Genomic DNA, 26,326 nt, shown 5'->3' with positions numbered 1-26,326 from the left:
CCGGGACACGCGCTCGTGTCCCGGCCCCGCCGTCACGCTCCGGTCAGGAGGCGGACAGCTCACCGCGGACCGCGTGGGCGGCGGCGACCAGGTTCGCCAGCGAGGAACGGATCTCGGGCCAGCCGCGGGTCTTCAGACCGCAGTCCGGGTTGACCCACAGGCGTTCCGCCGGGATCGCCGCGAGCCCGGTGCGCAGCAGTCCCGCCGCCTCCTCGGCGCTCGGCACACGGGGCGAGTGGATGTCGTACACACCGGGCCCGGCCTCCCGCGGGTAGCCGTGGGAGGCCAGTTCGCGGGCGACCTGCATGTGGGAACGGGCGGCCTCCAGGCTGATCACGTCGGCGTCGAGGTCGTCGATGGCCCCCACGACGTCACCGAACTCGGCGTAGCACATGTGGGTGTGGATCTGAGTGTCGGGACGCACCCCGCCGGTGCTGAGCCGGAAGGCCGCGGTGGCCCACTCCAGATAGGCGGGCCGGCCGGCCGACCGCAGCGGCAGGGTCTCGCGCAGCGCGGGTTCGTCGACCTGGATCACGGAGGTCCCCGCGGCCTCCAGGTCGGCCACCTCGTCGCGCAGGGCGAGGGCGACCTGGCGGGCGGTGTCCGCGAGGGGCTGGTCGTCGCGGACGAAGGACCAGGCCAGCATGGTGACCGGACCCGTGAGCATGCCCTTGACCGGGCGGCCGGTGAGGGACTGGGCGTACGTCGTCCAGCGCACGGTCATCGGCTCCGGGCGCGAGACGTCACCGGCCAGCACGGGCGGACGGACGTAGCGGGTGCCGTAGGACTGCACCCAGCCGTGCCGGGTGGCCAGATACCCCGTCAGCCGCTCGGCGAAGTACTGGACCATGTCGTTGCGCTCGGGCTCGCCGTGCACCAGCACGTCCAGGCCGGTCTTCTCCTGGAAGTCGACGACCTCCCGGATCTCCGCCCGGATGCGCTCCTCGTAGCCCTCCGTGTCGATCCGCCCGGCCCTCAGGTCGGCGCGGGCCGTGCGCAGCTCGCCGGTCTGCGGGAAGGAGCCGATGGTGGTCGTCGGCAGCGGCGGCAGCCGCAGGTGCGCCCGCTGGGCGGCGGCGCGTTCGGGGTACGGCTGGGAGCGGCGCGCGTCGGCCTCGGTGACCGCGCCGGTGCGGGCGCGGACGGCGGGGTCCCGGGTGATGGGGGAGCCCGCGCGGGAGGCCAGGTCGGCGCGGTTCGCGGCGAGTTCGGCGGCGATCGCGCCCGTGCCTCGGGCCAGGCCCTTGGCGAGGGTGACGGTCTCCGCCGTCTTCTGCCGGGCGAAGGCGAGCCAGCGCAGGATCTGCGGCTCGATGTCCCGCTCCGCCGCCGTGTCCAGCGGCACGTGCAGCAGGGAGCAGGAGGCCGACACGTCCACGCGGTCGGCCAGACCGAGCAGGGTGCCGAGCGTGGCCAGGGAGCGGGACAGGTCGTTCACCCAGATGTTGCGGCCGTTGACGATACCCGCGACCAGGCGCTTGCCGGGCAGACCGCCCACGCCGGCCAGGTCCTCCAGGTTGGCCGCGGCGGCCTCGGTGAAGTCCAGCGCCAGTCCCTCGACCGGCGCCTTGGCCAGGACCGGCAGGGCGTCGCCCAGGCGGTCGAAGTACGAGGCGACCAGCAGCCGGGGCCGGTCGGTGAGGGCGCCCAGATCACGGTAGGCGCGGGCGGCGGCGTTGAGTTCGGCCGGCGTGCGGTCCTGGACCAGGGCCGGCTCGTCGAGCTGCACCCACTCCGCGCCGGCCGTGCGCAGGTCGGCGAGGACCCCCGCGTACACCGGCAGCAGTCGGTCGAGGAGGGTGAGGGGCTCGAAGTCGGCGGGGGCGCCGGGCGCCGGCTTGGCGAGGAGCAGGTAGGTGACCGGGCCGACGAGCACCGGGCGGGCCGCCAGACCCAGCGCGAGTGCCTCCCGCAGCTCCGAGACCTGCTTGCCCGAGTCGGCGGTGAACACCGTGTCCGGACCCAACTCCGGCACGAGGTAGTGGTAGTTGGTGTCGAACCACTTGGTCATCTCCAGCGGCGCCACGTCCTGGGTGCCGCGCGCCATGGCGAAGTACCCGTCGAGCGCGTCGGCGGCCACGGCGTCCCGGTGCCGCGCGGGGACGGCGCCGACCATGACGGAGGTGTCCAGCACGTGGTCGTAGTACGAGAAGTCGCCGGTGGGCACCTCGTCGACACCGGCCTCGACGAGCTGACGCCAGTTGCCGGCGCGCAGCCCGGCGGCGGTGGCGTGGAGGGCGTCGGCGGTGACGCGGCCCTTCCAGTAGCCCTCGACGGCCTTCTTCAGTTCCCGGTCGGGGCCCTGGCGCGGATAGCCGTACACGGTGGCGTGCACGGGGGCGGACGTACGGTTCACGGAGATCTCCTTCGCGAGACGAATCCCTGAGATCCCGGCGACGGGACGAGAGCGCGAAGGGTGACGGGAACCCGGCGGCACGAACCGCGCGGGGCGCCGTCGTCCGCCAGGTGTGTACGCCGACCCGCCCACGAGGTCACCGGGATGTCCGCGCACGAGTCGTCCGTACGCGGGCAGTTGGCAGGTCTTCGGACTCGCGGGCACGTCCTCCGGAAGGACACCTACTGGCCGTCGCTTCCCAGGTCCCTCTCACCGGACCCAGTGCGTATGACGGCGGTCGTTCCCACTCACCGCTGCGGGGCAGTCCCGGATTCCCACCGGGTTCCCTCTTGCGACGCATCCCGCCTGGCGGACGGGGCGAACCAGCTGCACCGTTCACCCTACCGGGGCCGGCCCCGGGACCGGCCGGTCCCGTCCGGCATGCGGACGGTGCGACGGGACACGCCGCCGGCGGACTACTGCTGGGCCCAGGTGTTCCGGTCCCGCTCCGGCGTGTCGGCGCGCCGCGGGCAGGCCGTGTCGTGCGCCGAGCCCAGCGAGGTCCACCACACCTCGCAGCAGTCGGCGCCCAGGGCGACGCGGGCGGCGGCGGGTCGGGTGCACTCCGGGCCGTGCACGGCGCCGTCGGAGTGCCGCCAGAAGGCGCAGCAGGGGGCGAGGGGGACCGGCTGCCGGTGAGGCGGGCGGGCCAGGATCTCGGCCCGGCGCGCCAGGACGGTCCGGCGCCGGTGCTCGGCTCCCTCCCGGGCCGCGCACCAGGCCATGACCCCCGCGGCGTACAGACCGGGCAGGGCGAGCCAGGGGTGGTGGCTGCCCCCGTACCAGGCGGCGGCGAGCAGGAGAACGGCGGCGGCACGGCACCCGCGTGCGGTGCGCAGGCTCGGTGTCACAGGAGACTCCCGTGGTCGGCGACGGAGAAGGTCCTCAGGACACCCGTATGCCCGCGGTTCGCGGACCTACGTCCACCAATCGCGCCGGTCCGCGTCCGGGGCGGGCCCTCGGCGGTGTGGAGGGGCGGAAATTCCGTTGCGGGTACCCGCCGACGCCCCCGATTCTGCTCTCATGTCCACCGCCGACCTGCGGCCGGCCACCCTTGCCGACGCGCCCGCCATCACCCAGCTCCTCAACGAGATCGACCGGATCGAGATCGGCCGCCCCGAGACCGACCAGCACACCGTCGAGGCCGACCTGAAGCATCCCGGGACGGATCTGACCCGGGACTCGTGGCTCGCCTTCGACGGCGGCCTGCTCGTGGCGTACGGGCTGCTGTGGGACGAGTCCGGCGGCGAGCGCGTGGACATCGACCACTACGTGCTCCCCGGCCACCAGGGCACCGGCCTGCGGCTGCTGGCCGCCATGGAGGACCGCGCCCTCGCCAAGGCACGGGCCAACGGGGCCGCTCGGGCCGTCGTCCACCTGCACCTCAACGCCCGGCCCACGACCGACACCGCGCTCCTCGCGGAACGGGGATGGCGGGTCGTCCGGTCCCACCACGTCCTGCGCCGGGCGGTGGACCCGGCGGCCGACCTGCCGCCGCGGGCACCGGCCGGGGTGAGCGTGCGCGCCTGCGCGACGGAGGCGGACCGTGTCCGGGTGCACGAGCTGTACCAGCGGGCGTTCGCCGGGCACTTCGACTTCCAGCCGCGCACCTACCGGCTCTGGCTCGGCGACATCGACGCCGAGGGGCTCGACTGGTCCCTGGTGTGGATCGCCGCCACCGAAGACCTGGGGGACGCCGGTTTCCTGCTGGCCCGGGACGACCGCGAGGCCATGGGCTGGATCCGCGCCCTCGGCGTGCTGGACGAGGCACGGGGGAGGGGCCTGGGCGGATTCCTCCTGCGGCACGCCTTCGCGCACTTCGCCGCGCGGGGCCGGGACACGGTGGGCCTCGGGGTCGACACGGCCAACGCCACCGGCGCACCGCGCCTCTACGGCCGCAACGGCATGACCGTCCACTTCGCGGTCGACACCTGGGAGTCCGTCATCGGCTGACGCCCGGTGCGACAGCGGGGGGCGGTCCGTGCCGTCGGCCGAGCGTGTCAGAGCACCATCGCGACCGTCACCGCACCGAGCAGCGCCACGTACGTCCACGCGTGGACGCGGTCCGGGATGCGGGGCGGGCGGCGCCGCAGCACCGCGATCACCGGCAGGGCGCCCAGGAGCAGTCCGGCGGCGGCACGGAGGTCCACGAGACCCACCAAGTGGGCGTGGGCGCCGGCCAGGCCCTGGGCACCGGCCAGGAAGACCACGGCGGCCGGCAGCGCGATGGCGAGCGTCAGCGGGTTGGCCAGCGCGGTCGCCACCCGCATGGTGTGCCCGGCCCGCCGCATCGCCGGGACGGTCAGCACGCTGCCGCCCACCCCGAGGAAGGCCGCCACCGCGCCGACCGGAACGCCGACGACGACGGGCAGCGGACGGGGTGCGCCGTCGGCCGCCACCCCGGCCGGGGCGCGCGGGCGCAGGAAACCGGGGCGCAGCAGCAGGTCCACGACGGTGAGGGCGACGTAGGCGACGAACGCCCAGCGGATCAGGGCGGCCGGTGCCACCCGCGCGGCGAGCGCGCCGGCCGAGGATCCTGCCGCGAGCACCGGGAGCAGCGGGCCGCTGCCGCGCAGCGCGGCCAGCACCCGGCGCGGCGTGACGGCCGTGGCGAACCCGGCGTTCACCACCATGACGACGGCCGAGGTGGCCGTGGCCACCCGGATCGCGTCCGCGCCCAGGGCGGAGTCCGCCCACACCACGACCGGCACGGCGACGAACCCACCGCCGAACCCGAACAGCACGGTCGTCACACCGGTGAGAAGCCCGATACCGAGCAGCGCCAAGAGATCCACGACGACCACCCCACCAGCCGCCGACGGCCGCCCGCATGCGATGCCCGGCACGATTCCTTCGCGTCCCGGCCCGTAGAGTGACGGCGTGAAGAACGTCCCCCTGGCCGACGTCGACCACGTGGACCGGGCGGTGCTGCCGATCGGCACCGACTACCCGCCCGGCCACGTCCTGGACTGGCACCGGCACCGGCGGGCGCAGTTCCTGTACGGCGCCACCGGAGTCATGGTCGTGGACACCGCCGACGGCACCTGGACCGTTCCGCCCGAGCGCGCCGTACTGATCCCGGCCGCCACCCGGCACCGGGTGCGCATGCTGGGCGTGAGCACGCGCAGCCTGTACATCGAGCCGGACGCGGTGCCCTGGTGGCCGGACACCTGCACGGTCGTGGACGTGCCACCCCTGCTGCGTGAACTGCTGCTCGCGGCGGTCGAGTTCGAGGCCGATTACACCCTCTCCGGACGGGAGGGCGGTATCGCATCCCTGCTGCTGCACGAGATCGCGGCGCGGACCCCACTGCCGTTCCACGTCGGGATCCCCGCCTCCGCCGATCTCGCGGCGCTCTGCCGGTCCTATCTGGCCGGCCCGGACGCCGGCGCGACCAACGCCGAGTGGGCGGCGCGGACGGCCATGAGCGAACGGGCCTTCACCCGGCGCTTCCGCTCCGAGACGGGCGACAGCCCCGCCGCCTGGCGGGCCCGAGCCCGCCTGCTCGCGGCCGTCCCACTGCTGCGCACGGCGTCGGTGACCGAGGTCTCCGGCCGTCTCGGCTACGCCTCACCCGCGGCGTTCACCGCCGCCTTCACCCGCACCTTCGGCCTCCCGCCGTCCCGCTTCACGGCGAGTCACCGGGCACGCCGTCAGGTCGTGTCCGCGGAGTCGGGGCGGTCGGAGCCGTAGACGAGTAGCCCTTGTCCGCGAGGACCCGATCGGGTCGGGTCCCGGGGCGGCCGGGCCCGGAACGGTTGACGCCGAGGCGTGTCATGACGTGCTCGAACCGGGTGCCGTCATCGACGCCGCATCCCCCGCGCCGGCGAAGCACATGGCTCGCGTTCGGAGCTGTCTGCCGCCGCCGAAGGACAGCGCCCTGCGCACGAGGGCGCCGACGGCATGGAAACGGGCCGGCGGAGCACATCTCCTGCATGGGAACCGTGGTGCACGTACCGCAGACAAGGGACATGATCGGTGACGAGCTGTCCGGAGACGAAGCGTGGACCGCGCTGCGCACCTACGGGGGCCGCCGGCTGGTGACCGACGCGTTCCTGCGCTTCCGGTACGCCGACGGATTCAGTTTCGCGCGGGCCCTCGCCTTCCAGTTGGTCATCGGGATGGTCCCGCTCGCCATCGCCCTGGTCGGGGTCTCCGCGGCCACCCACACAGAGAGCGTCGGACGGCTGATCGAACTGACCTTGAGCGAGATCGTTCCGCCGGCCAGCGCCGATCTCGTGCGCGAGGGACTGCTGGCGACCCGCACGCATGCCGGTGCCGACACGGCGGGCACCGTGGCCATGTGGCTGGGCCTCGGTTTCGCCGTACTGAACCTCGCGTCGGCCATGGGCCAGATCGAGCGGGGGTGCAACCGCATCTACGGCATCGAACGCGACCGGCCGTTCTGGGAGAAGTACGCCCGCAGCCTGCTGCTGGCGGTCGGTGCGGGCGGGCCGCTGGTGCTCGGCTTCCTCGTGACGGTGGCCGGGGGAGCGGTGGGCAGGGCGGTGACGGAGGTGTTCGACTGTCCGGGGGAGTGGCTGAGCTGGTGGAACTGGGCAAAGGTCCCGGTGGGCGTGGCGCTCGCCTGCATGGCATCGGCCGTCGTCCTGCGGTGGGCACCCCGGCGTGACCAACCGGGTTACACCTGGCTCGTGTTCGGGTCCGCGGTACAGCTCGTCCTGTGGATCACGGCGACCTGGCTGCTGGCCCTCTACGTGGGGTACAGCGTGTCCTTCGGGTCGCTGTACGGGCCGCTGACCGCCCTGATGGCCCTGTTCCTCTGGGCCAACCTGGCGGGCGTCGCGCTCTTCCTGGGCGTGGCCTTCGCGGCCCAACTGGAGGCCGCCCGAGCCGGCGTCACCGGGCCCGTGCATCCGGATCCGGGTTCCGGGCCCTGGCCCACCGGCCCACCGCCTCGGCGGCGCATGGACGGGGATCAGCCGACGATGTCGGCGGGGAGGCCGCGCCGCGGTTCGTAGTGCGGTCGTCGTGCCCCTCAAGCGAGCGCTTCCATCGACCTATTGCCGGGTGGTCGATGCAGCCCGGTGGGCTCGTGTCGTCACCCCGGCCTTCCACGAACGGCACCTCGGCCGATCGTTCGCTCGTCCCGTTCAGCTCGGCGCGACACGGATGATCGTGCGGCCGGGGAAGAAGACGGCTCGCCCGTCGTCGGGGCGCACGGCAGGCGGGTGGGTGATCCGGCCACGGCGCGTCATCGCGGCCACGGCGCGTTCCTGACGCGCTCGACCATGGAAGGCCGCTGGAATCCGGGGACGAAGTGTTCCAGGACATCCGCGTTGATGGTCCCGTAGGTGGTGTCGGGGCGGTCCTTGAGGCCCTCGACGAATGCCTCCAGGAATTCCTTCTTGAGATCCCCGCGGGGATGAGCGGTGACGATCTCCTCCAGCCGGTCGCCCTCGATCTCGTCCAGTCCCCAGCCGATCGCGTCGGTCAGGACGCCGTAGTTCGTGGCGGCGATCTCGGGGCCCATCCGGCCGGGTACCCCCGGCGTCGTGTGCAGGGCGACGGCCAGCCAGACGGCCTCGGCGGCGCCGGGGGAGAACCCGCGCTCCAGCAGGAAGGCCCGCACCGGCACTTCATCGACTTCGACGCCTTCCTCACCGACCTCGTGCTCGACCGGGCCGCGCAGCTCGAGACGCAGGCGAGTGCGCTGCGCGAGTCCAGTGGCACCGGAACGGTGGCCAAGAACCTCACCGACGCGCTGATCACCCTGTTCGGCCCCGTTCCGATGGCAATCATTCCGCTCATCACCTTCCGGGACGAGCTGCGCGCACGGCTTCGGCAGGCCAGGCCCGGCGGCGGAACCGCCATCCTTGGTCAGGCCACGATCGCGATCTCCGCCTATCTGGCCGACGAGCGTGCATTGGGCCGCATCGCGGCTGACGCCGACATCGACTCACTCACCCTCTCCCTGGTCGGTGGCGGGCATCTCGTGTTCACCGACCGGGGCCCCGGCCCGCCGGCCACGGAAGCCGTCGACAAGCTCGTGACAGCGGTCATCGCCGATGCCGTGCAACGACGACCGGCCTAGCCGCTCGGAGCGCTGTACGGCTGATGACGTCACCTCACGACGACATACGTCTACGGTGGTCGCGGACCGAAGGGGGCGGCACATGGCCAACGTCGTGGATCTGATCTGCTATCCCGTCAAGGGGTGTGCAGGCACCTCGATGAACGATGCGCTCCTGACGCCGGCGGGCCTCGCCCACGACCGCAGCTTCATGGTCATCGGCGAGGACGGAATCTTCCGCACGCAACGGCGGCAGCCCCGGCTGGCCCTGATCCGGCCCGCCGTCAGCACCGACGGCTCTCGGCTCACGCTTGACGCGGCCGACGGCACCGGCCGCTTCGGCACGCTGTGCCTCGACGTGACGACATCCGCGCCGCGACGCGACGTCGACCTGTTCGGCACCCCCTTCCAGGGGATCGACCAGGGTGACGAAGCCGCCACCTGGCTGTCGGAGTTCCTCGGTACCCCCAGCCGTCTGGTCCGCGTGCCGCCGGAGCACGACCGAATCGCCGACGGCCTGACCCCCGGCCCGTCCGGCTATGCCGACAGCAGTGCGGTGCACCTGCTGTCCCGCGCCTCCCTCGCCCTCCTCAACCAGCGGATGGCCGAGCGCGGTGCCCCGATCTTGCCGATGAACCGATTCCGCCCGAACATCGTCGTCGACAGCCACGACGGTCACGGTCATGACGGCGTCGACTGGGCCGCCCCACCGCACGGCGAGGATCGCGCCCGCCGCATCACCGTCGGCGATGCCGAGTTGGGCTTCGCCAAGCTCGCGGTGCGCTGTGCCGTCACTCTGGTCGAGCAGGAGGCCGGAGCACGGCGAGGGCCGGAGCCACTGCGCACACTCGCGAGCTACCGACGGGCTGCGGGCGGCGGCGTGGTGTTCGGCGCGAAGTTCTCCGTGATCACGCCGGGGAAGCTGTCGGTGGGCGACGAGGTGGTCGTCCAGGAGTGGGGCGACGCCGATCTGTAGGAACTCCTGACGAAGCGATCTTCGAGCCGGCGCCGGAAGGGTGTTCACTCCCCTGGGAAGGCAGCTCGATCGTGGACCGGCATTCCTAGGTCTGCTGCCGCTCTTCGCGCCGCGCCTGCTCCCGGGCGTGGTGGCCCAGGGCCGCGCTGCGGCTCGTCGACAGATGGTGCAGGACCAGTTCCTGGACGCGCTCCACGTCGCGTTCCGCGATGGCCTGGTAGAGGGCCTCGTGTTCCAGGGCGACGGCCATCAGGTCGTCGTGCTGGCCCATGAGCCAGCGCAGGCGGCTGCGCAGGACCCGTTCGAGTTCGTTGAGCAACTCGTTGGCGGCCAGCGAGATCACCGTCTGGTGGAAGTCGGCGGCCGCGCGGCGGGCTCCCACCGCGTCGTCGGCGCGGGCGGCGTCGAGTTCGGCGTCCACCGTCGCACGGAGCCGTTCGAGACCGTCGCGGGTGTGCCGCCCGGCGGCGAGCCGGAAGGCCAGGGTCTCCAGACCCGAGCGGACCTCGTCGAGGTCGGCGATGTCGCTCGTGGTGAACTCCCGCACCACCGCCCAGGACCGTGGCCGCGGCGTCACCAGCCCCTCCGACACCAGCGTCCTCAGGGCCTCCCTGACGGGCAGCCGGCTCACGCCCAGCGCCTCGGCCAGCTCCCGCTCGACCAGGCGGCTCCCCGGTCGCCGCACGCCGTCCACGATCTCGTCGCGCAGCCGTCGCGTGACCCGCTCGGACTCGGGCATGAAGCCCTCTGACGCAGCCATCGTCGTCCTTCGTCCCTCTTCCCGTTCCGAGCCGCACGACCGCGCCGTGCGGAGCGGCGGTCGGGCGGCCCGTCAGAATACCCCGGAGCCGGCCGCCGACCGGGGCGCGGGAGGACTTGGTGAGGGGTCAGCCCACCCGCGGGGGCCAGTTGACGATCCGCTTGGCACGCGGGGGCGCGTAGGTGCGCACCTTGGACGTGGACAGGCCGAGCCGGACCAGGGACTCGGCGACCGTCACGGCGGCCGTGACGCCGTCGACCACGGGGACACCGGTCCGCTCCACCACGCGTTCGGCGAGCCCGGCCATGCCTCCGCAGCCCAGGCAGATCACCTCGGCCCGGTCGTCCTCGACCGCGCGGGCGGCCTGTTCGGTGATGGCGTCCACGGCGGCCTGTTCGTCCCGCTCCAGTTCGAGCACCGGGAGCCCGCTGGCGCGCACCGAGGCGCACCTCGCGCTCAGGCCCGCCACCTCCAGCCGCTCCTCGATCAGCGGGACCGTACGGTCCAGGGTGGTGACGACGGAGTAGCGGCGGCCCAGGAACTGGGCGGTGCTCGCGGCGGCCTCGGTGATGTCGACGACGGGTACGTCGAGCAGTTCCTGGAGCCCTTCGCGGCCGTGCTCCCCGTAGCCGGCCTGGATCACCGCGTCGAACGGCTCCGGGTGGGCCCGGACGGTCTCCATGACGGCGACGGCGGCGAGGTAGCTCTCGTAGTTGCCCTCGACGGACTCCGCGCCGAAGGCCGGGGTCAGCGGCACGATCTCGGTGCCCTCGGCGGCCGCGGCGGCGGCCTGCTTGCCGATCGCGTCGGTGATGGACTGCGTGGTGTTGACGTTGACCACGAGGATGCGCATGGGTGGGCCTTCTGCTCGGGCGGGAGGTTCCGCGGGTCGTCGTCGCGGCGGCGGGGCCGGTTCGCGGCGACGGTGGGGCCGTGTCGCCACGGCGGCGTTGCTTCGCGGCGACGGTGGGCTTGCGGCGGGTGTTCCGTGGCGGCGACGGGTCGCTGCCGTGCGGCGGCATCGGTTCGCGGTGGCGGCGGGTCGCTGCCGTGCGGCGGCATCGGTTTGCGGCGACGGTGGGCCGACGGCCCCACGGCGGGCCTGCTCCGCGGCGACCGCGGACCCGAGGCGCCACGGTGGGCCCGCCCCGCCACCACCGCGCCGCGGTTACTCCGCCGCCACGGCGATGGCCTCGCCGTCCACGTCGCGGATCGGTGAGGCGCGGTCCGCGATGACCGCGTACAGCGCGGCGGCGACGATCGCTCCGACGAACCAGGAGAACCCGGCCGCGGCGTGGAAGTAGGGGACCAGGGCGACCACGACGGCGACGGAGGCACTGGGGACGAACGCGGCGACGGCGCGCGGGTTGTAGCCGCGGCGGTAGTGGTACTCGGCGCCGGCGTCCTCCGTGTAGAGGGCCGGCACGTTCACCCGGGACTTCCGCAGCAGCCAGTAGTCCGCCATGATCACGCCGAACAGCGGGCCGAGCAGCGCGCCGAGCCCGCCGAGGAAGTAGTTGACGACGACCGGGCTGTTGTAGAGGTTCCAGGGCGTGATCACCAGGCCCAGCACCGCGCTGACCAGACCGGCGCGGCGGAAGTCGAGCCGGTGCGGGAAGAGGTTGACCAGTGCGTAGATCGGCGCGACGAAGTTGGCGAGCAGGTTCACCGCCACCGTGAGGGCGATCAGGCAGAGCGAGGCGACGGCCAGCAGGAACATGTTGGGGATGGTCCGCACGATGTCCGTCGGGCTGGTGATGACGTGCCCGTCGAGGCTGAACTGGGCGCCGCTGAGCACCGCCACGATCACGGCGAAGAAGAGCATGTTCACCGGGATGCCGATCACGTTCCCGCGGACGATCGAGCCCCGGCTGCGCGCGGAGCGGGTGAAGTCGCAGAAGTTCAGCACGAACGTCCCGTAGATCACCACCCACAGCGCGGCGGCCTGCAGCACCTGGAGCCACATCGCGCCGCCGGTGAGCGGATCGTCGACGGACAGGGAGACCGAGCCGTCCGCCCGGACGAACATCCACACCGCGAGGGCGCACATGGTGAGCAGTGTGGTGGGCGCCGCGAAGGCCATGTACCGGCGGATCATCTGCATGCCGTAGCTCACGATGAGCACCTGGAGGGCCCACAGGACCAGGAAAGTGATCCAGCCGAGCGTCGACTGCCCGAGCAGGGAGTTCGTGTCCAGGCGGGCCAGCCCGGGGAACATGGCCACCAGGAGCGCGCTCAGCACCGCGGCCGCGAGATAGGTCTGGATACCAAACCAGGCGATCGCCACGACGCCCCGGACGACCGCCGGAATCTTCGCCCCCTTGATGCCGAACGCGATCCGGCTCATCACCGGGAACGGTACGCCCGTCTTGTGACCCATGAATCCGGACAGGGTGAGCAGGAGGAAGAGCAGGACCGAGGCGAGCGCGAAGGCGGCGAGGATGCCCCACACGTTGAGCCCGAGGGCGAACAGTCCGATCGCGAAGGCGTAATTGCCCAGGCTGTGCACGTCGTTGGCCCAGAGGGTGAAGACGTTGTACGCGCCCCAGCGGCGCCCTTCACGCTTGGTCGGGGCCAGGTCGTACGTGTAGAGGCCGGAGCTGGTGGCGGTGTCACTGGACTCCGCGGACGAGCGGCGGTCTTCCAGGGCAGTCATACGGGACTCCTGGGATCAGGATGCGGGGAGTTGGAGAGTTCCACAAAGCGGAAGCGGCTTTCCGATGACAGAACGTAGTTTTCGCCAAAGCGCACCGTCAAGAGGTCTACGGCAAATGGAATACCATTTCTCGCCCTGTTGACAGCCATACGGCGCCTCCCTAACCTGGCGCCCCGCCATTACATCGATGTAAAGCTGCGGAAAGGGACCCCACCGTGCCCCCCAGCCCCTCACGCCATCCCCGCACGCACGCCGGCCTGCTCGTCGCGGCCCTCCTCGGGCTGCTCGTCGGCCTGCTCCCCGGGCTCACCGCCCAGGCCGGCGCCGCGCCGTCCGCACCCGAACCCCGTGCCGACGCCGCCGCCGCGGCCGGCGCCTTCCGTAACCCGCTCAACAGCGGGCCCGACCCCTTCATGACCAACTGGAAGGGCAACTACTACCTGACCACCACCCAGGGCGGCAGCATCAAGATGTGGCGCTCGCCGTCCCTGGGCACCCTGGCCGCGGCCGACCCGGTCACCGTCTGGACGGACACCGACCCCTCGCGCAACCGCAACATCTGGGCCCCGGAGTTCTACCGCTTCGGAGACCGCTGGTACCTGTACTACACCGCCGACGACGGCGTCGACGAGCACCACCGGCTGTACGTCCTGGAGTCGGAGCGCGACGACCCGACCGGCCCGTACCACTTCAAGGCCAAGCTCGCCCCGCCCAACCACGCGAACGACTTCGCCATCGACGCCGGCATCCTCCAGCTCGGCGGGCGCCTCTACCTCGCCTACAGCGGCATCAATCAGTACCAGCACAACGGGCTGAACATCGCGCCGATGTCCAACCCGTACACCGTCTCCGGCGACGCCGTCGCGATCAACGCGGCCGGCGGCTGCCCCGAGGTGCGGGAGGGGCCGGAGTTCCTCTACCGCAACGGGCGGGTGTGGATGACGTACTCGGCCTGTGACACGGGCAAGCCGGACTACCAGGTCTGGATGATGTCGATGCCGCTGACCTCCGACCCGCTGGTGCCGGGCAACTGGCGGCAGCACCAGGGCGCGGTCTTCTCCCGGGCCGACGACCGGGGCGTGTTCGGGCCGGGCCACCACGCCTTCTTCCAGTCCCCGGACGGGACCGAGGACTGGATCGTCTACCACGCCAAGACGACGTCGGTGAACACCTACAGCAACCGCACCACCCGGGCCCAGAAGTTCACCTGGCGGGCCGACGGCAGCCCCGACTTCGGCCGTCCGCTCGCCATGGGCGCCACCCAGAACCTGCCCTCCGGCGACCCCGGCTCGGGCAACTACTGGATCAACGACGACGGCCGCTCCAGCGGCGCCGGGAGCGTCACCTACACCGGCGCCTGGAACTCCGGTTCGGGCTGCGCCACGCAGTGCTTCTGGAGCGACGACCACTGGAGCGACCGGGCCGGCGCCACGGCCACCTTCTCCTTCACCGGCACCCGCATCGCCCTGCTCTCGGTCAAGGACACCGGCAACGGCTACGCGGCCGTCAGCATCGACGGCGGTCCCGAACAGCGGGTGGACTTCCACAACTCGATCCGTGTCGGTGAGGCGGTGCAGTACACCAGTCCACGGCTCGCGAACGGCAGGCACACCTTGCGCGTCCGGGTCACGGGGGAGCACAACTCCCAGTCCGGGGCGTCCTTCGTGAGCGTCGACCGCGCCGAGGTCTACACGAACTGACCCGCCGGGGCGGACCGCCCGTCAGCTCCGATCGTGGCCCTCCGTGCTCTCCCTCAGGACGAGCCGGTGGGCCACGATGCGGTCCTGGGGCGACTGCACCCCTGACTCCGCGTCGGCCCGCACGCCGTCCGGTCCGGTCGCGTCCTCGATGCGGCGTTGCAGCAGCTCCACGGCGACCTTCGCCACCGCCGCCTTGTCCGGGGCCACCGTGCTCAGCGTCGGCACGCTGAACCGCCCGCCCTCCACGTCGTCGAAACCGATCACGGCGACCTCCCCGGGCACGTCCACCCCGTGCTCGTGCAGCGCCCGCAACGCGCCCAGCGCCAACTGGTCGTTGAGGCAGAGCAGCGCGTCGGGCCGAACCCCGTCGTGCAGCAGCCGCGCGACGGCCCGCGCTCCGGCGGGCATCCGGAAGGAGTCGACCGGGATCACCAGGGACGGGTCGTAGGCGATGCCCGCTTCCGCCAGGGCGGCGCGGTACCCGCGGGTGCGGGCCTCCGCCGTTCCCAGGCCCGGGGCGTCGACCCCGCCGACGGCCAGGACGGTGCGGCGGCCCAGGCGGATCAGATGGCGGGTCGCCTCGCGCGCGGCACTCTCGTTGTCGATGGCCACGTGGTCGGCGCCCTCCTCCAGCAGTTCCCCGAGCAGGACGGTCGGCGGGAAGCCCGAGCGGTCGCGCAGGTCGTCGGCGGTCAGGGCGAGCGGGCTGAGGATGATCCCGTCCACGAAGGTGGAGCCGAACCCGGCCAGCGCCGCCAGCTCGTGGGCGCGGTCCGCCCCGGACTGGTGGATCAGGACGGTCAGGGAGCGCTCCTCGGCCTCGCGGATCACATGCCGGGCCAGTTCGGCGAAGTACGGTATGTCGAGTTCCGGGACGACGAGCGCGATGATGCCGGTTCGGCCCTTGCGCAAGTGGCGGCCCGCCAGGTTCACCCGGTATCCGAGCTGTTCGATGGAGTCCCGCACGACCCGCCTCGTCCGGTCCGAGACGTGGGCGTAGTCGTTGATGACGTTGGACACCGTCTTCTCCGAAACGCCCGCGTGACGTGCGACGTCCTTGATCCTGGGCCGTGCCACCGAGACCTCCCTGCCTCTCGTGCGGTGCATGAGTCTATGTCCCGGCGGCCCGGACGGGTTCCGTGCGGGCCGCCGGGACGCCGATCTCACGGTCACGGTCGCCGCTCCCCGGCCTCAGCTCTTTACAGCCAATGTACATCGATGTAAAAACTAGCCACCGCATGAGCTCCGGCCGTCGAAAGGTCCGCGATGAGTTCTCGTTCGCCCCTCCAGGGGGTGCCGGCCGTGTCCGACCCGCTACGCCGCCTCAGCCGCCGACGGCTGTTGCGCCACGCCATGGCCGGGACGGGAGCCCTGCTCGCCGCCGGGCCGCTGTCCGGCTGCGCCTCACCGGCCTCGGCCTCCGGGGCGTCCGCGCTGAGCGTCTGGGACCTGTTCCAGGGCGGCGACGGCATGCTCATGGACGAGATGATCGACGCCGTGTCCAAGGGCGACGACGGCTTCGACGTGGACCGCACCATCCTGGACTGGGGCCCGTCGTACTACACCAAGCTGGCCATGTCCGCCGCCGGCGGCCGGGCCTCCGACGTGGCCGCCATGCACCTGTCCCGGCTGGCGGGCTACGCGCCCGGCGGCCTGGTCGACCCCGTCGACCTGGACCTGCTCGCCGAGTTCGGCGTCACCGAGAAGGACTTCACACCGGCGGTGTGGTCGCGGACGCGGCACGAGGGCACCGTCTACGCGGTCCCGCTGGACGTCCACCCCTTCATCGTCTTCTACGACAAGAAGGCCGCGGAGAAGGCCGGGCTCCTGGACTCCTCCGGCGCCCTGGCCCCCATGGGCTCGCCGGAGGCACTGCTGGAGGCCGGCAAGGCACTCGCCGAGGCCACCGGGCAGTCCGGCATCCTCTTCGGGCACGTCACCGACACCGCGCAGAACTGGCGCCTGTTCGCCGGGCTGTACGCGCAGACCGGAGCCGATTTCGATCTGCCGGACGGCGGGCCCGCCCGGATCGACGTCGACGCCGCCGTCCGCGTCGTGACCCTCATGACGCGGCTCTTCGACGGGAAGACCAACCCCAACAACCTGGACTACAACGGCGCGCTGGCCGCCTTCACCGGTGGTCGCGGCGGCATGGCCATGCTCGGCGAGTGGGAGCTGCCGACGCTGAAGGAGTCCGGCATCGACCTGGGTGCCGCGCCCTTCCCGCAGGTCTTCGACAAGCCGGCCGTCTACACCGACAGCCACAGCTTCGTCCTGCCGCACCAGGAGGACCCCGACCCGGCCCGGCGCCGCGAGGCCCACCGTTACATCGCGGCGGTCCTCAAGCAGAGCCTCACCTGGGCGAGCGCCGGTCACATCCCCGCGTACCAGCCCGTCCTCGCGGAGCCCGAGTACGCGGCCCTCGAACCGCAGTCGTCCTACGCCGACGCCGCGAAGGTGGCGGTGCTCGACCCGCCCAACTGGTTCGTCGGAGCCGGTTCGAACTTCCAGAACCGGATGTGCCAGCCGCTCCAGTCGGCGCTGCTGGGCAACACCTCCCCCGAGAAGGCGGTGCGGCAGATGGTCCGCGAGGCGGACGCGCTGCTGCAGCAGCCCAACCCGGTGGCCTGACCCAGCAGAAGGAGTGACCGACGTGACCACCACCGCACCGCTCGGCGCCGAGGAGCGGACCGACCCCGCCACCGGCCCCGCGGACGGCCGCCGTGCCGTCCTGCGCCGGATACGCCCCGGCAACGGATTCGTCTTCGTCCTGCCCTTCCTGCTCGTCTTCGGCCTCTTCATGGTCTGGCCGATCGTGCAGGGGCTCTGGATGAGCTTCACCGACAGCTCGCTCGCCCTGCGCGACACCGGCTTCGTCGGCTTCGACAACTACACCGAGGCCTTCGGCGATCCGGACGTCTGGAGCAGCCTCGGCAACACCCTCTTCTTCACCGCCATCTCCAGCGTCCCGCTCGTGCTGGTCGCCCTGGCCATGGCGCTGCTCGTGCACAGCGGGCTCGCCGGACAGTGGGCGTGGCGGCTGGCGTTCTTCGCCCCCTACCTGCTGCCGGTCACCGTGGTGACCCTCATCTGGACCTGGCTCTACCAACCGGAGCTGGGTCTGGGCAACCAACTCCTCGACAGCTTCGGCATGGCGCCCGTCGGCTGGCTGTCCGACGAGTCCGTCGCCATGTGGTCCATCGCCGCCCTCACCGTCTGGTGGACGGTCGGCTTCAACTTCCTGCTCTACCTCGCCGCGCTCCAGTCCCTGCCCACGACCTTCGACGAGGCGGCGGCCCTCGACGGCGCCGGCGCGTGGCGGCGCCTGTGGTCCATCACCCTGCCGCAGCTGCGCAGGACCACCGGGCTGGTGGCCATGCTCCAGATCCTGGCCTCCCTCAAGGTGTTCGACCAGATCTACATCCTCACCAAGGGCGGCCCCAACGGCTCCACCCGCCCCGTCCTGGAGTACGTCTACGACGTCGGCTTCACCGGCTACCGCCTCGGTTACGCCTCCGCCGTCTCGTACCTCTTCTTCGCCCTGATCATCGTCGTCTCGCTCGTGCAGTTCCGTCTCTTCCGCCGGGAGGACTGACCGTGTCCGCAACCGCCACCCCCGTCCGCGCACGGCGGCGTCCACCCCGTGAAGCGTCCGGCTCCCCTCTGCTCCTCGGCCACGGCCGGCTGCCCCGGGTCCTGGCCGGCACGGCACTCGTCGTCCTCGCCGTCGTCTGGCTGGTGCCCTTCCTGTGGGCGATCGCCACCTCCGTGCAGAGCGAGAAGGACGTCGCCACCACCGGGCTGTCCCCGTTCAAGGGCGCCTTCACCCTCGACTCCTACCAGGAGATCCTGGAACGCGGGAACGTCTCCGTGTGGGCCTTCAACAGCTTCCTGATCGCCGGGCTGGTCACCCTGCTCACCGTGGTGGTCTCCACGCTGGCGGCGTACGGCTTCTCGCGCGGCACGTTCCGCGGCCGGCGGGCGCTGCTCGCCGTCACCGTCGCCGCCATCATGATCCCGCCGCAGCTGCTCGTCGTGCCGCTGTTCGACCAGATGCTGCTCTTCAACATGGTCGACACCTACGCGGCGGTCATCCTGCCCCAGGTCGTCGCGCCGATGATGGTGTTCATCCTCAAGCGGTTCTTTGACGGCATCCCCAAGGAGCTGGAGGAGGCGGCCCGGATCGACGGCGCCTCCGAGTTCCGGGTCTTCCGGTCGATCGTGCTGCCGCTGTCGCGGCCGATCGTGGCGGCGGTCGCGATCTTCGTCTTCATCGGGGCCTGGAACAACTTCATGTGGCCGTTCATCGTCACCAACGACCCCGACCTGATGACCCTCCCGGTCGGGCTGGCCACCGTGAAGGACGCCTACGGCATCCAGTACGCGCAGTCCATGGCGTCCGCCCTGCTGGCGGCGCTGCCGCTGATCGTCGTCTTCCTCCTCTTCCAGCGCCGCATCGTCAACTCCGTGGCCACCACCGGCCTCGGCGGTTCCTGACCCCTCCTCTCTCATCCCCTCACAGCTGTACACCCGGGTCCGGCGTCCGAGCGCCGCCCCACCGATCGACTGGAGCATGTGTGTCCACTCACTCCGTACCGCGCCCGGAGTACCCGCGACCGCAGTTCGTGCGCCGCGACTGGCTCAACCTGAACGGCGCCTGGCAGTTCGAGACCGACCGGGGGGACAGCGGCCTCGACCGCGGGCTCCTCGACCGCGAGCTGCGCGACGAGATCCTCGTCCCCTTCCCGCCCGAGTCCGAGCTGTCCGGCATCGGCGACACCGACTTCCTGGAGGCCGTCTGGTACCGGAGGGCCCTCACCCTCCCCGCGGCCTGGGCGGGGCGCCGGGTGCTGCTGCACTTCGGCGCCGTCGACCACGACACCACCGTGTGGGCCGACGGCGAGGAGGTCGTCCGGCACCGCGGAGGGTTCACCCCCTTCACCGCCGACCTCGGCGACATCGCCGGAGCGGGCGAGGAGGTCGTGATCACCGTGCGGGCCCGCGACCCCAAGTCCGGTCCCCAGGCCCGGGGCAAGCAGGCCGTCAAGTACGCCAACCACGACTGCAACTACACCCGGGTGACCGGCATCTGGCAGACCGTCTGGCTGGAGCCCGTCCCCGACGTCCACCTGCGCCGCCCCCGGATCACCCCCGACCTGGCCGGCTCCGCGTTCCACCTCGAACTGCCCCTGTCCGGGAACCGGCCCGGCCACAAGGTACGCGCCGTGCTCAGCGACGCCGCCGGCGAGGTGAGCCGCGCCGAGGCACGCGCCGACCTGGACCTCGCCCCGCGCCTGCACCTGCCGGTGCCGGACGACCGGCGCCGCGAATGGGGCCCCGAGGACCCGCACCTGTACGACCTGCGTCTCGAACTCCTCGACGCGGCGGGCGAGGTGGTCGACAGCGCCGAGAGCTACGCCGGTCTGCGCGCCGTCGGTCTGCGCGGCAAGGCCGTCCTCATCAACGGGCGTCCGCTCTTCCAGCGTCTCGTCCTCGACCAGGGCTGGTACCCGGACGGACTGATGACCGCCCCGACCGACGAGGCACTGGTCAAGGACATCGAGCTGGGCCTGGCGGCCGGGTTCAACGGAGCCCGGCTGCACCAGAAGGTGTTCGAGGAGCGCTTCCTCTACCACGCCGACCGCCTCGGTTACCTGGTCTGGGGCGAGTTCGGCGACTGGGGCTGCGAGACGGGCGGTTCCTCGGGCGACAACCAGAAGCCCGACGCCTCCTACGTCGCCCAGTGGCTGGAGGCGCTGGAGCGCGACTACTCGCACCCCTCGATCATCGGCTGGTGCCCGCTCAACGAGACCTACCAGAAGCTGCACGACCGGATGACCCAGCTCGACGACGTGACCCGGGCGATGTTCCTGGCGACCAAGGCCATGGACACCACCCGGCCGGTCGTGGACGCGTCCGGCTACGCCCACCGGGTCGCCGAGACCGACATCTACGACTCCCACAACTACGAGCAGGACCCGGCCGCCTTCCGGGAGCTGATGTCCGGCCTCGCCAAGGACGCGCCCTTCGTCAACGCCCACGAGAACCGCGCGCCCTACTCCCAGCCCTACCGGGGACAGCCGTACTTCGTCAGCGAGTTCGGCGGCATCTGGTGGGACCCCGAGGCCGCCGCCGACCTCTCCGGCGAGGACCGTACGGTCTCCTGGGGCTACGGGGAACGCGTCCGCAACGAGGACGAGTTCCACGAGCGGTTCAGCGGGCTCACCGGGGTGCTGCTGGAGGACCGGGACATGTTCGGCTACTGCTACACGCAGTTGACCGACGTCTTCCAGGAGCAGAACGGCATCTACCGGTTCGACCGCGGGGAGAAGCTCGACGTCGCCCGCGTGCGGGCCGCGCAGCTCCGCCCGGCCGCGATCGAGGAGCAGGACCAGGCGTAACGCGACCCGAAGGGGGTCGGGAGCGGACACCGCTCCCGACCCCCTTCCCCTCTTTTCAGAAGGGGCGGTCACCCGCGATGGCGACGCGTTCGGCGACCCGGCGCTCGGATCCGTAGTCGCCCACCGCGTAGTGCTGGGTGGCCCGGTTGTCCCAGAAGGCGACGTCGCCGGCCTGCCAGCGGAAGCGCACCTGGTACTCGGGCACGTGCGCCTGCTGGAAGAGGAGACGCAGCAGCCGGTCGCTCTCGGCCCGGTCCATGCCGGTGATGCGGGTGGTGAACGACGTGTTCACGAAGAGCATGCGCCGCCCCGTCTCGGGGTGGGTGCGCACCACGGGGTGCTCCACGGGCGGGAAGAGGTCCTGGTGCGGGGCCAGCCGCTCGGGCCCGTAGAACCTGGCGAACCCGGGGATGAAGTCGTGCACGGCGCGGGCGCCGTCGATGCGCTCCTTCACCTCCGGCGGCAGGTTGTCGTAGGCCGCCGCCATGTCCGCCCACATCGTGTCCCCGCCGAACGGCGGGACCTCGCGCAACTGGAGCACGGCGCCGAGCGCGGGCCGCTCCCGGAAGGTGACGTCGGTGTGCCACACGTTCTCGTACGTCGGCGCACCCCCGGCGCCCTTGTCGAACCGGACGACGTCCGCACTGGCACCGGCGCTGAGCAGGGGATTGGTCTCCAGCTCGCCCCAGTGTCCCGCGAAGTCCCGCTGCTGGCCGGAGGTGAGGTGCTGGGCGCGGAAGAAGAGCACCTTCCACTCCAGCAGGGCGCGGTTCAACTCCTCGCGCAGGGTGGCGCCGAGCGGGCGGGAGAGGTCGACGCCCCGGATCTCGGCGCCGATGGTGCGCGCCTGCGGAACGACCTCGAAGTGCTCGTAGGGCCGCTCCCGCCATCCCTCGGGCAGCCGGCGCAGGACGCGCCGGCCCTCGTACATCCCGTCCTCCGGGATGCGCGCTTCGCGCAGGACGGTGCTCGGGTCTGCGGCCGTGACGGTCATGGGAGTCCTCCCCTGGTGCGGTGGTCTGGGCGGTACCGGGCCATGGCGGTACGACGTCGTCGCCCGATGGCCGGGAAAATGTGAGGGTTCCGGAGCGATTCAGCGTTTCGCCGGAGAACGCTTCGCCGGAAGAAGAACCGACAGGGCCCTGACGCGTCGCGCGTCGAGCCCGCGGTACGGGGGACGGCCGTTATCGGCCGGAGCGCTCACAACCGGTTCGCTCGGGCACGCGGGGACATTCCGCGATGGTGCCGAACCGGTATGTGGTCATGGCCCCGATTGTGTGATCTCTGCTCGTCCCTGTCAACGGCGCCGGACCGGCCGGGGGACGAACGGGAGCATGTCGTCGCCCTCGGGCTGCACCACGCCGTAGCTCCCCTCGGGCACCTTGTTCCAGACGCCGGGCAGGTCGCCCAGGGGCTCCGAGACGATCAGGCGGGTCTCGTCGGACGCCTCCCGCAGGAACGGCAGGTCGGGATGGAGGGCGCGCACGCTCTCCACCCGCGAGCTGTAGTAGAGCGACCGGGAGGTGGCCTGGGTGGAGTAGCGGAACGCCCACAGGCGCCGCCCCTCGGTCACCGCGACGGTCATCTGCATCGGGTACTCCACCCCGTGCTCGTGACCGACCTCCTCCACCAGCCCCGCCATCCGCGCCACGGCCCCCGGCGGGTCCTCCTCCAGGCCGAAGGTGAGGGCCAGGAAGAACATCATCTCCGAGTCCGTCGACCCCTCGATGTCCGGGTAGAGACGCGGGTCGACGGCCAGCGCCAGGTCCCGGCGGAGCTTGTGGAAGTCGTCGATCGCGCCGTTGTGCATCCACATCCAGCGTCCGTGGCGGAACGGATGGCAGTTGGTCTGCTGCACCGCGCTGCCCGTCGACGCCCGGATGTGCGCGAAGAACAGCGGCGAGCGGACATGCCCGGCGATCTCCCGCAGGTTGCGGTTGCTCCAGGCGGGCCCGATCTCCCGGACGATCGCGGGCGTCCGCATCTCGGGGCCGAACCAGCCGACGCCGAACCCGTCCCCGTTCGTCGTCTCCACCCCCATCCGGGAGTGCAGGCTCTGGTCGATCAGCGAGTGCTGCGGTTCGTAGAGGATCGTCTCCAGCAGCACGGGGGTCCCCGAGTAGGCGAGCCATCGGCACATCGTCCGCCGCCTCCCTGGCGTCGTCAGTCGACCGGCCAGGTGTGGACCGGGGCGTTGAGATGCATGTAGTCCATGTACTGCTGCGTCATGCGGCGCAGCGCCTCGTGGCGGCTCGGCCGGGCGGTGGCGTCGATGTGGTGGAACATCTCCTTCTGCCACACCGCGCCGTTGCGGCCGGTGACGCAGCGCTGCTCGATGATGCCGAGCAGCGGCTCCCGCCAGGCCGAGTCCATGCCGGACAGCTCCAGTCCCCGGTGCGCCAGCGGCAGCAGCCGCCGCAGCACCAGCTCGGGCACGGTGACCTCGCCCATGCCGGGCCAGTAGAGGTGGGCCTCGATGCCCTGCCTGGCGGCGGTGTGCAGGTTGTCCTCGGCGACCGAGAAGGACATCCGTGACCACACCGGCCGTTCCTCCTCCACCAGGGCACGGGTCAGGCCGTAGTAGAAGGCCCCGTTGGCGAGGGTGTCGGCCACGGTGGGACCGGCGGGCAGGACGCGGTTCTCCACCCGGACGTGCGGTTTGTCGTGGGCGACGGCGTAGACGGGCCGGTTCCAGCGGTAGATGGTGCCGTTGTGCAGGGTCAGCTCGCCCAGGTCGGGGACGTCGCCGCGGTCCAGCGTGTCGGCGGGGTTCTGCTCGTCGCAGAGCGGCAGCAGGGCCGGGAAGTAGCGGAGGTTCTCCTCGAAGAGGTCGAAGACGCTGTTGATCCACCGCTCCCCGAACCACACCCGGGGCCGCACCCCCTGCGCCTTGATCTCCTGCGGCCGGGTGTCGGTGGCCTGCTCGAACAGGGGGATACGGCTCTCGTGCCAGAGTTCCTTGCCGAGCAGGAAGGGCGAGTTCGCCGCGAGGGCGACCTGGACCCCGGCGATCGCCTGGGCGGCGTTCCAGTAGTCGGCGAAATCCTCGGGCGCCACCTGGAGGTGGAACTGCGTGCTGGTGCAGGCGGCCTCGGGCGTGATGGTGTCCGCGTAGGTGCGCAGGCGGTCCACGCCGTCCACCTCGATGTGCAGGTCCTCGCCCCGGGCGGCGAACACCTGGTCGTTGAGCAGCCGGTAGCGCGGGTTCTCCGACAGGGCCGCCTCGCCCACGTCCGACTGGCGCAGCGTGGGCAGGATGCCGATCATGATCAGGTGGGCGCCGACCGACGCGGCGCGGTCCTCGGCGTGGTTCAGGGCGGCCCGGATCTCGGTCTCCCAGGCGTCGGGACCGCCCGCCGTCAGCCGACGGGGCGGGATGTTGATCTCCAGGTTGAAGCGGCCCAGCTCGGTGGCCCAGGCGGGGTCGGCGATCGCCTCGAGCGCGTCGCTGTTGCGCATCGCCGGCTCGCCCCGGTCGTCGACCAGGTTCAGCTCGATCTCCAGGCCCACCTGGGGACGCTCGGTCTCGAACCGGGACTCGCGCAGCATCTGCGCGAAGGCCTCCAGGCACTCCTGCATCTTGATCCGGTACCGGCGGCGGTCCTCGCGGGTGAAGACCACCGCCGGGACGTCCCGTCCCATCGGCCCTCCCGGGGTTGCCGTCCTCGGACACCTCTCCACCCCAGCGTCGCACCACCCGGCCCACCCCACCAGACGGGGACGGGGCCCACCGCGACGTACGCGGTGGGCCCCGTCCCTGCGGGTCTGCTGCGGACGATCAGCCCTTGAAGAGGCCGGACTCCCGCACGGTGATCTTCGCGGAGGTGCGGCCCGACGGCGAAGAGCCGTAGGTCTCGATCCGGTCGACCAGGTCCGTGCCGTCCACGACCTTGCCGAAGACGACGTGCTTGCCGTCCAGCCAGGGGGTGGGAACGGTGGTGACGAAGAACTGCGAGCCGTTGGTGTTCGGACCCGCGTTCGCCATGGAGAGCAGGTACGGGCCGGTGTGCTTCAGCTGGAAGTTCTCGTCCGCGAACTTCTCGCCGTAGATGCTCTTGCCGCCGGTGCCGTCGCCGCGGGTGAAGTCACCGCCCTGGAGCATGAACTGCGGGATCACGCGGTGGAACGGGGAGCCCGCGTAGCCGAAGCCGTGCTCGCCGGTGGCCAGCTCGATGAAGTTCTTGGCGGTCTTGGGGGTGACGTCCTCGAAGAGTTCGAAGACGATGCGGCCCGCATCCTGGCCGTCGATGTCGATGTCGAAGTAAACCTTGGAATTGCTCATCGGACCATTGTGACGTGCGACCCCCCGTGATGCCGAACCGGCTACCCGTTCAGCGTGTGGCGAGCAGTTCCAGCGTGTCGATCACGCGGTTCGAGAAGCCCCACTCGTTGTCGTACCAGGCGACGACCTTGACGTGCCGGCCGTCGACGCGGGTCAGCGCCGAGTCGAAGATCGAGGATGCCGGGTTGCCGGTGATGTCGGAGGAGACCAGGGCGTCCTCGGAGTACTCAAGAACGCCCGCGAGCGGGCCCTCGGCGGCGGTGCGGTAGGCCGCCAGCACGTCCTCGCGGGTCACGTCGCGGGCGACGGTCGTGTTCAGCTCGACGATCGAACCCACCGGGACCGGCACGCGGATCGAGTCGCCGGACAGCCTGCCGTCCAGGTTCGGCAGCACCAGGCCGATCGCCTTGGCGGCGCCGGTGGTGGTCGGCACGATGTTGACCCCGGCGGCGCGGGCGCGGCGCGGGTCGCGGTGCGGGCCGTCCTGGAGGTTCTGCTCCTGCGTGTAGGCGTGCACCGTCGTCATGAAGCCGTGCTCGATGCCGGCCAGCTCGTCGAGCACCGCGGCCAGCGGCGCGAGGGCGTTGGTGGTGCAGGACGCGTTCGAGACGATCGTGTGGGCGGCCGGGTCGTACGCGTCGGTGTTCACGCCGTACGCGAGCGTCACGTCGGCGCCGTCCGACGGCGCGCTGACCAGGACCTTCCTCGCGCCCGCGGTGAGATGGCCGCCCGCGGCGGCGGCCGAGGTGAAGCGTCCGGTGGCCTCCAGCACGATGTCCACGTCCAGTTCGGCCCACGGCAGCCGGGCGGGCTCGCGCTCGGCCAGCACCTTGATGCGGCGGCCGTCGACGACGAGGGTGTCCCCGTCCACGCTCACGGGGCGCCCGAGCCGGCCGGACGTCGAGTCGAACGCGAGCAGCCGGGCCAGGGCGGCCGGCTCCGTGAGGTCGTTGACGGCGACGACCTCGATCTTGGAGTCGCGTTCGAGCAGTGCGCGCAGCACGTTCCGTCCGATGCGGCCGAATCCGTTGATGCCGATGCGCGTCATGAGCGCTGTCCCTTCGTTGCGCGGCCAGGTCCTTCGCCACCAGGCTCGCGCGCCGCGTCCGCCGACGGCAGCGG

General features: G+C 71.7%; 23 protein-coding genes and 1 riboswitch. Of the genes, 10 read left to right on the top strand and 13 right to left on the bottom strand.

The genetic code is table 11. The annotated features are described in order from the left end of the window. Positions 1-43: 43 nt before the first annotated feature. Positions 44-2,356 carry a 5-methyltetrahydropteroyltriglutamate--homocysteine S-methyltransferase gene (gene metE, locus OIE75_RS02485; protein WP_329469305.1) on the bottom strand — a complete coding sequence of 771 codons (2,313 nt, stop codon included), beginning with the start codon at positions 2,354-2,356 and terminating at the stop codon, positions 44-46. A 162-nt stretch (positions 2,357-2,518) separates the two neighbouring features. Further along, positions 2,519-2,738, bottom strand: a riboswitch (cobalamin riboswitch). Between the two features lie 73 nt (positions 2,739-2,811). Then, positions 2,812-3,246: a hypothetical protein gene (locus OIE75_RS02480; RefSeq protein ID WP_307009244.1), complete on the bottom strand. Its 435-nt coding sequence runs from the start codon at positions 3,244-3,246 to the stop codon at positions 2,812-2,814. Between the two features lie 172 nt (positions 3,247-3,418). On the opposite strand from OIE75_RS02480, the gene OIE75_RS02475 reads away from it, so the two are divergent. Beyond that, entirely contained in the window at positions 3,419-4,348 is a 930-nt protein-coding gene (locus OIE75_RS02475; RefSeq protein ID WP_329469304.1) for a GNAT family N-acetyltransferase, read from the top strand. Between the two features lie 47 nt (positions 4,349-4,395). Here the strand turns inward: OIE75_RS02475 and OIE75_RS02470 are convergent, their stop codons facing one another. Further along, positions 4,396-5,190 carry a sulfite exporter TauE/SafE family protein gene (locus tag OIE75_RS02470; protein ID WP_329473920.1) on the bottom strand — a complete coding sequence of 265 codons (795 nt, stop codon included), beginning with the start codon at positions 5,188-5,190 and terminating at the stop codon, positions 4,396-4,398. 85 nt (positions 5,191-5,275) lie between these two features. Here OIE75_RS02470 and OIE75_RS02465 point away from each other — a divergent pair, with 85 nt between their 5' ends. Both OIE75_RS02465 and OIE75_RS02455 read left to right on the top strand, forming a co-directional pair. Then, positions 5,276-6,088, top strand: coding sequence for an AraC family transcriptional regulator (locus OIE75_RS02465; protein ID WP_329469303.1), 813 nt, complete (start codon positions 5,276-5,278; stop codon positions 6,086-6,088). Between the two features lie 242 nt (positions 6,089-6,330). After that, positions 6,331-7,377 carry a YihY/virulence factor BrkB family protein gene (locus tag OIE75_RS02455; protein ID WP_329469302.1) on the top strand — a complete coding sequence of 349 codons (1,047 nt, stop codon included), beginning with the start codon at positions 6,331-6,333 and terminating at the stop codon, positions 7,375-7,377. A gap of 233 nt (positions 7,378-7,610) precedes the next feature. On the opposite strand, the gene OIE75_RS02450 is transcribed toward OIE75_RS02455, so the two are convergent. Next, the gene (locus OIE75_RS02450; protein ID WP_329469299.1) at positions 7,611-7,889 is read right to left on the bottom strand and encodes a hypothetical protein; all 279 of its coding nucleotides are present in this window, start codon (positions 7,887-7,889) and stop codon (positions 7,611-7,613) included. Positions 7,890-7,913: 24 nt separating this feature from the next. On the opposite strand from OIE75_RS02450, the gene OIE75_RS02445 reads away from it, so the two are divergent. Both OIE75_RS02445 and OIE75_RS02440 read left to right on the top strand, forming a co-directional pair. After that, positions 7,914-8,450: a TetR/AcrR family transcriptional regulator gene (locus tag OIE75_RS02445; protein WP_329469298.1), complete on the top strand. Its 537-nt coding sequence runs from the start codon at positions 7,914-7,916 to the stop codon at positions 8,448-8,450. Positions 8,451-8,532: 82 nt separating this feature from the next. Beyond that, positions 8,533-9,405, top strand: coding sequence for an MOSC domain-containing protein (locus OIE75_RS02440; protein WP_307009235.1), 873 nt, complete (start codon positions 8,533-8,535; stop codon positions 9,403-9,405). 85 nt (positions 9,406-9,490) lie between these two features. Here the strand turns inward: OIE75_RS02440 and OIE75_RS02435 are convergent, their stop codons facing one another. From OIE75_RS02435 to OIE75_RS02425, 3 genes are all read right to left on the bottom strand, one after another. After that, positions 9,491-10,165, bottom strand: coding sequence for a GntR family transcriptional regulator (locus OIE75_RS02435; protein WP_307009234.1), 675 nt, complete (start codon positions 10,163-10,165; stop codon positions 9,491-9,493). 127 nt (positions 10,166-10,292) lie between these two features. Next, positions 10,293-11,018, bottom strand: a complete 726-nt coding sequence (locus tag OIE75_RS02430) for an aspartate/glutamate racemase family protein (RefSeq protein WP_161332077.1) — start codon at positions 11,016-11,018, stop codon at positions 10,293-10,295. A gap of 315 nt (positions 11,019-11,333) precedes the next feature. After that, entirely contained in the window at positions 11,334-12,821 is a 1,488-nt protein-coding gene (locus tag OIE75_RS02425) for an NCS1 family nucleobase:cation symporter-1 (RefSeq protein ID WP_329469297.1), read from the bottom strand. A 215-nt stretch (positions 12,822-13,036) separates the two neighbouring features. Here OIE75_RS02425 and OIE75_RS02420 point away from each other — a divergent pair, with 215 nt between their 5' ends. After that, positions 13,037-14,521 carry a family 43 glycosylhydrolase gene (locus OIE75_RS02420; RefSeq protein ID WP_329469296.1) on the top strand — a complete coding sequence of 495 codons (1,485 nt, stop codon included), beginning with the start codon at positions 13,037-13,039 and terminating at the stop codon, positions 14,519-14,521. 21 nt (positions 14,522-14,542) lie between these two features. Here OIE75_RS02420 and OIE75_RS02415 read toward each other — a convergent pair whose 3' ends face one another. After that, the gene (locus OIE75_RS02415) at positions 14,543-15,598 is read right to left on the bottom strand and encodes a LacI family DNA-binding transcriptional regulator (protein ID WP_307009229.1); all 1,056 of its coding nucleotides are present in this window, start codon (positions 15,596-15,598) and stop codon (positions 14,543-14,545) included. A 189-nt stretch (positions 15,599-15,787) separates the two neighbouring features. On the opposite strand from OIE75_RS02415, the gene OIE75_RS02410 reads away from it, so the two are divergent. The 4 genes from OIE75_RS02410 to OIE75_RS02395 all read left to right on the top strand — a co-directional run bounded on the left by OIE75_RS02410 (position 15,788) and on the right by OIE75_RS02395 (position 20,922). Next, complete coding sequence (locus OIE75_RS02410) at positions 15,788-17,152, top strand: extracellular solute-binding protein (protein ID WP_329469295.1); 1,365 nt, start codon at positions 15,788-15,790, stop codon at positions 17,150-17,152. Between the two features lie 22 nt (positions 17,153-17,174). Continuing rightward, the gene (locus tag OIE75_RS02405; protein ID WP_307009226.1) at positions 17,175-18,116 is read left to right on the top strand and encodes a carbohydrate ABC transporter permease; all 942 of its coding nucleotides are present in this window, start codon (positions 17,175-17,177) and stop codon (positions 18,114-18,116) included. A 2-nt stretch (positions 18,117-18,118) separates the two neighbouring features. Beyond that, positions 18,119-19,018: a carbohydrate ABC transporter permease gene (locus OIE75_RS02400; protein WP_307009225.1), complete on the top strand. Its 900-nt coding sequence runs from the start codon at positions 18,119-18,121 to the stop codon at positions 19,016-19,018. Positions 19,019-19,098: 80 nt separating this feature from the next. Continuing rightward, positions 19,099-20,922, top strand: coding sequence for a glycoside hydrolase family 2 protein (locus OIE75_RS02395; RefSeq protein WP_329469293.1), 1,824 nt, complete (start codon positions 19,099-19,101; stop codon positions 20,920-20,922). A gap of 55 nt (positions 20,923-20,977) precedes the next feature. Here the strand turns inward: OIE75_RS02395 and OIE75_RS02390 are convergent, their stop codons facing one another. The 5 genes from OIE75_RS02390 to gap form a co-directional block, all read right to left on the bottom strand. Continuing rightward, positions 20,978-21,916 (bottom strand): TauD/TfdA dioxygenase family protein, encoded by a 939-nt coding sequence (locus OIE75_RS02390; protein ID WP_307009221.1) that lies wholly within the window; start codon positions 21,914-21,916, stop codon positions 20,978-20,980. 303 nt (positions 21,917-22,219) lie between these two features. Next, positions 22,220-23,062: a class II glutamine amidotransferase gene (locus tag OIE75_RS02385; protein ID WP_329469291.1), complete on the bottom strand. Its 843-nt coding sequence runs from the start codon at positions 23,060-23,062 to the stop codon at positions 22,220-22,222. A gap of 23 nt (positions 23,063-23,085) precedes the next feature. Further along, a complete protein-coding gene (locus OIE75_RS02380) occupies positions 23,086-24,564 on the bottom strand; it encodes a glutamate-cysteine ligase family protein (protein ID WP_307009218.1) in 1,479 nt (492 codons plus the stop codon). 136 nt (positions 24,565-24,700) lie between these two features. Then, positions 24,701-25,204, bottom strand: a complete 504-nt coding sequence (locus OIE75_RS02375) for a peptidylprolyl isomerase (protein WP_329469289.1) — start codon at positions 25,202-25,204, stop codon at positions 24,701-24,703. 49 nt (positions 25,205-25,253) lie between these two features. Further along, the gene (gap, locus tag OIE75_RS02370; protein ID WP_122617810.1) at positions 25,254-26,252 is read right to left on the bottom strand and encodes a type I glyceraldehyde-3-phosphate dehydrogenase; all 999 of its coding nucleotides are present in this window, start codon (positions 26,250-26,252) and stop codon (positions 25,254-25,256) included. Positions 26,253-26,326 lie beyond the last annotated feature (74 nt).

Source organism: Streptomyces sp. NBC_01723 (genome assembly GCF_036246005.1).
Taxonomy (GTDB): Bacteria; Actinomycetota; Actinomycetes; order Streptomycetales; family Streptomycetaceae; genus Streptomyces.
Note: the sequence above shows the minus strand (reverse complement) of the source record. Positions and strands in the feature narration are given on the sequence as shown.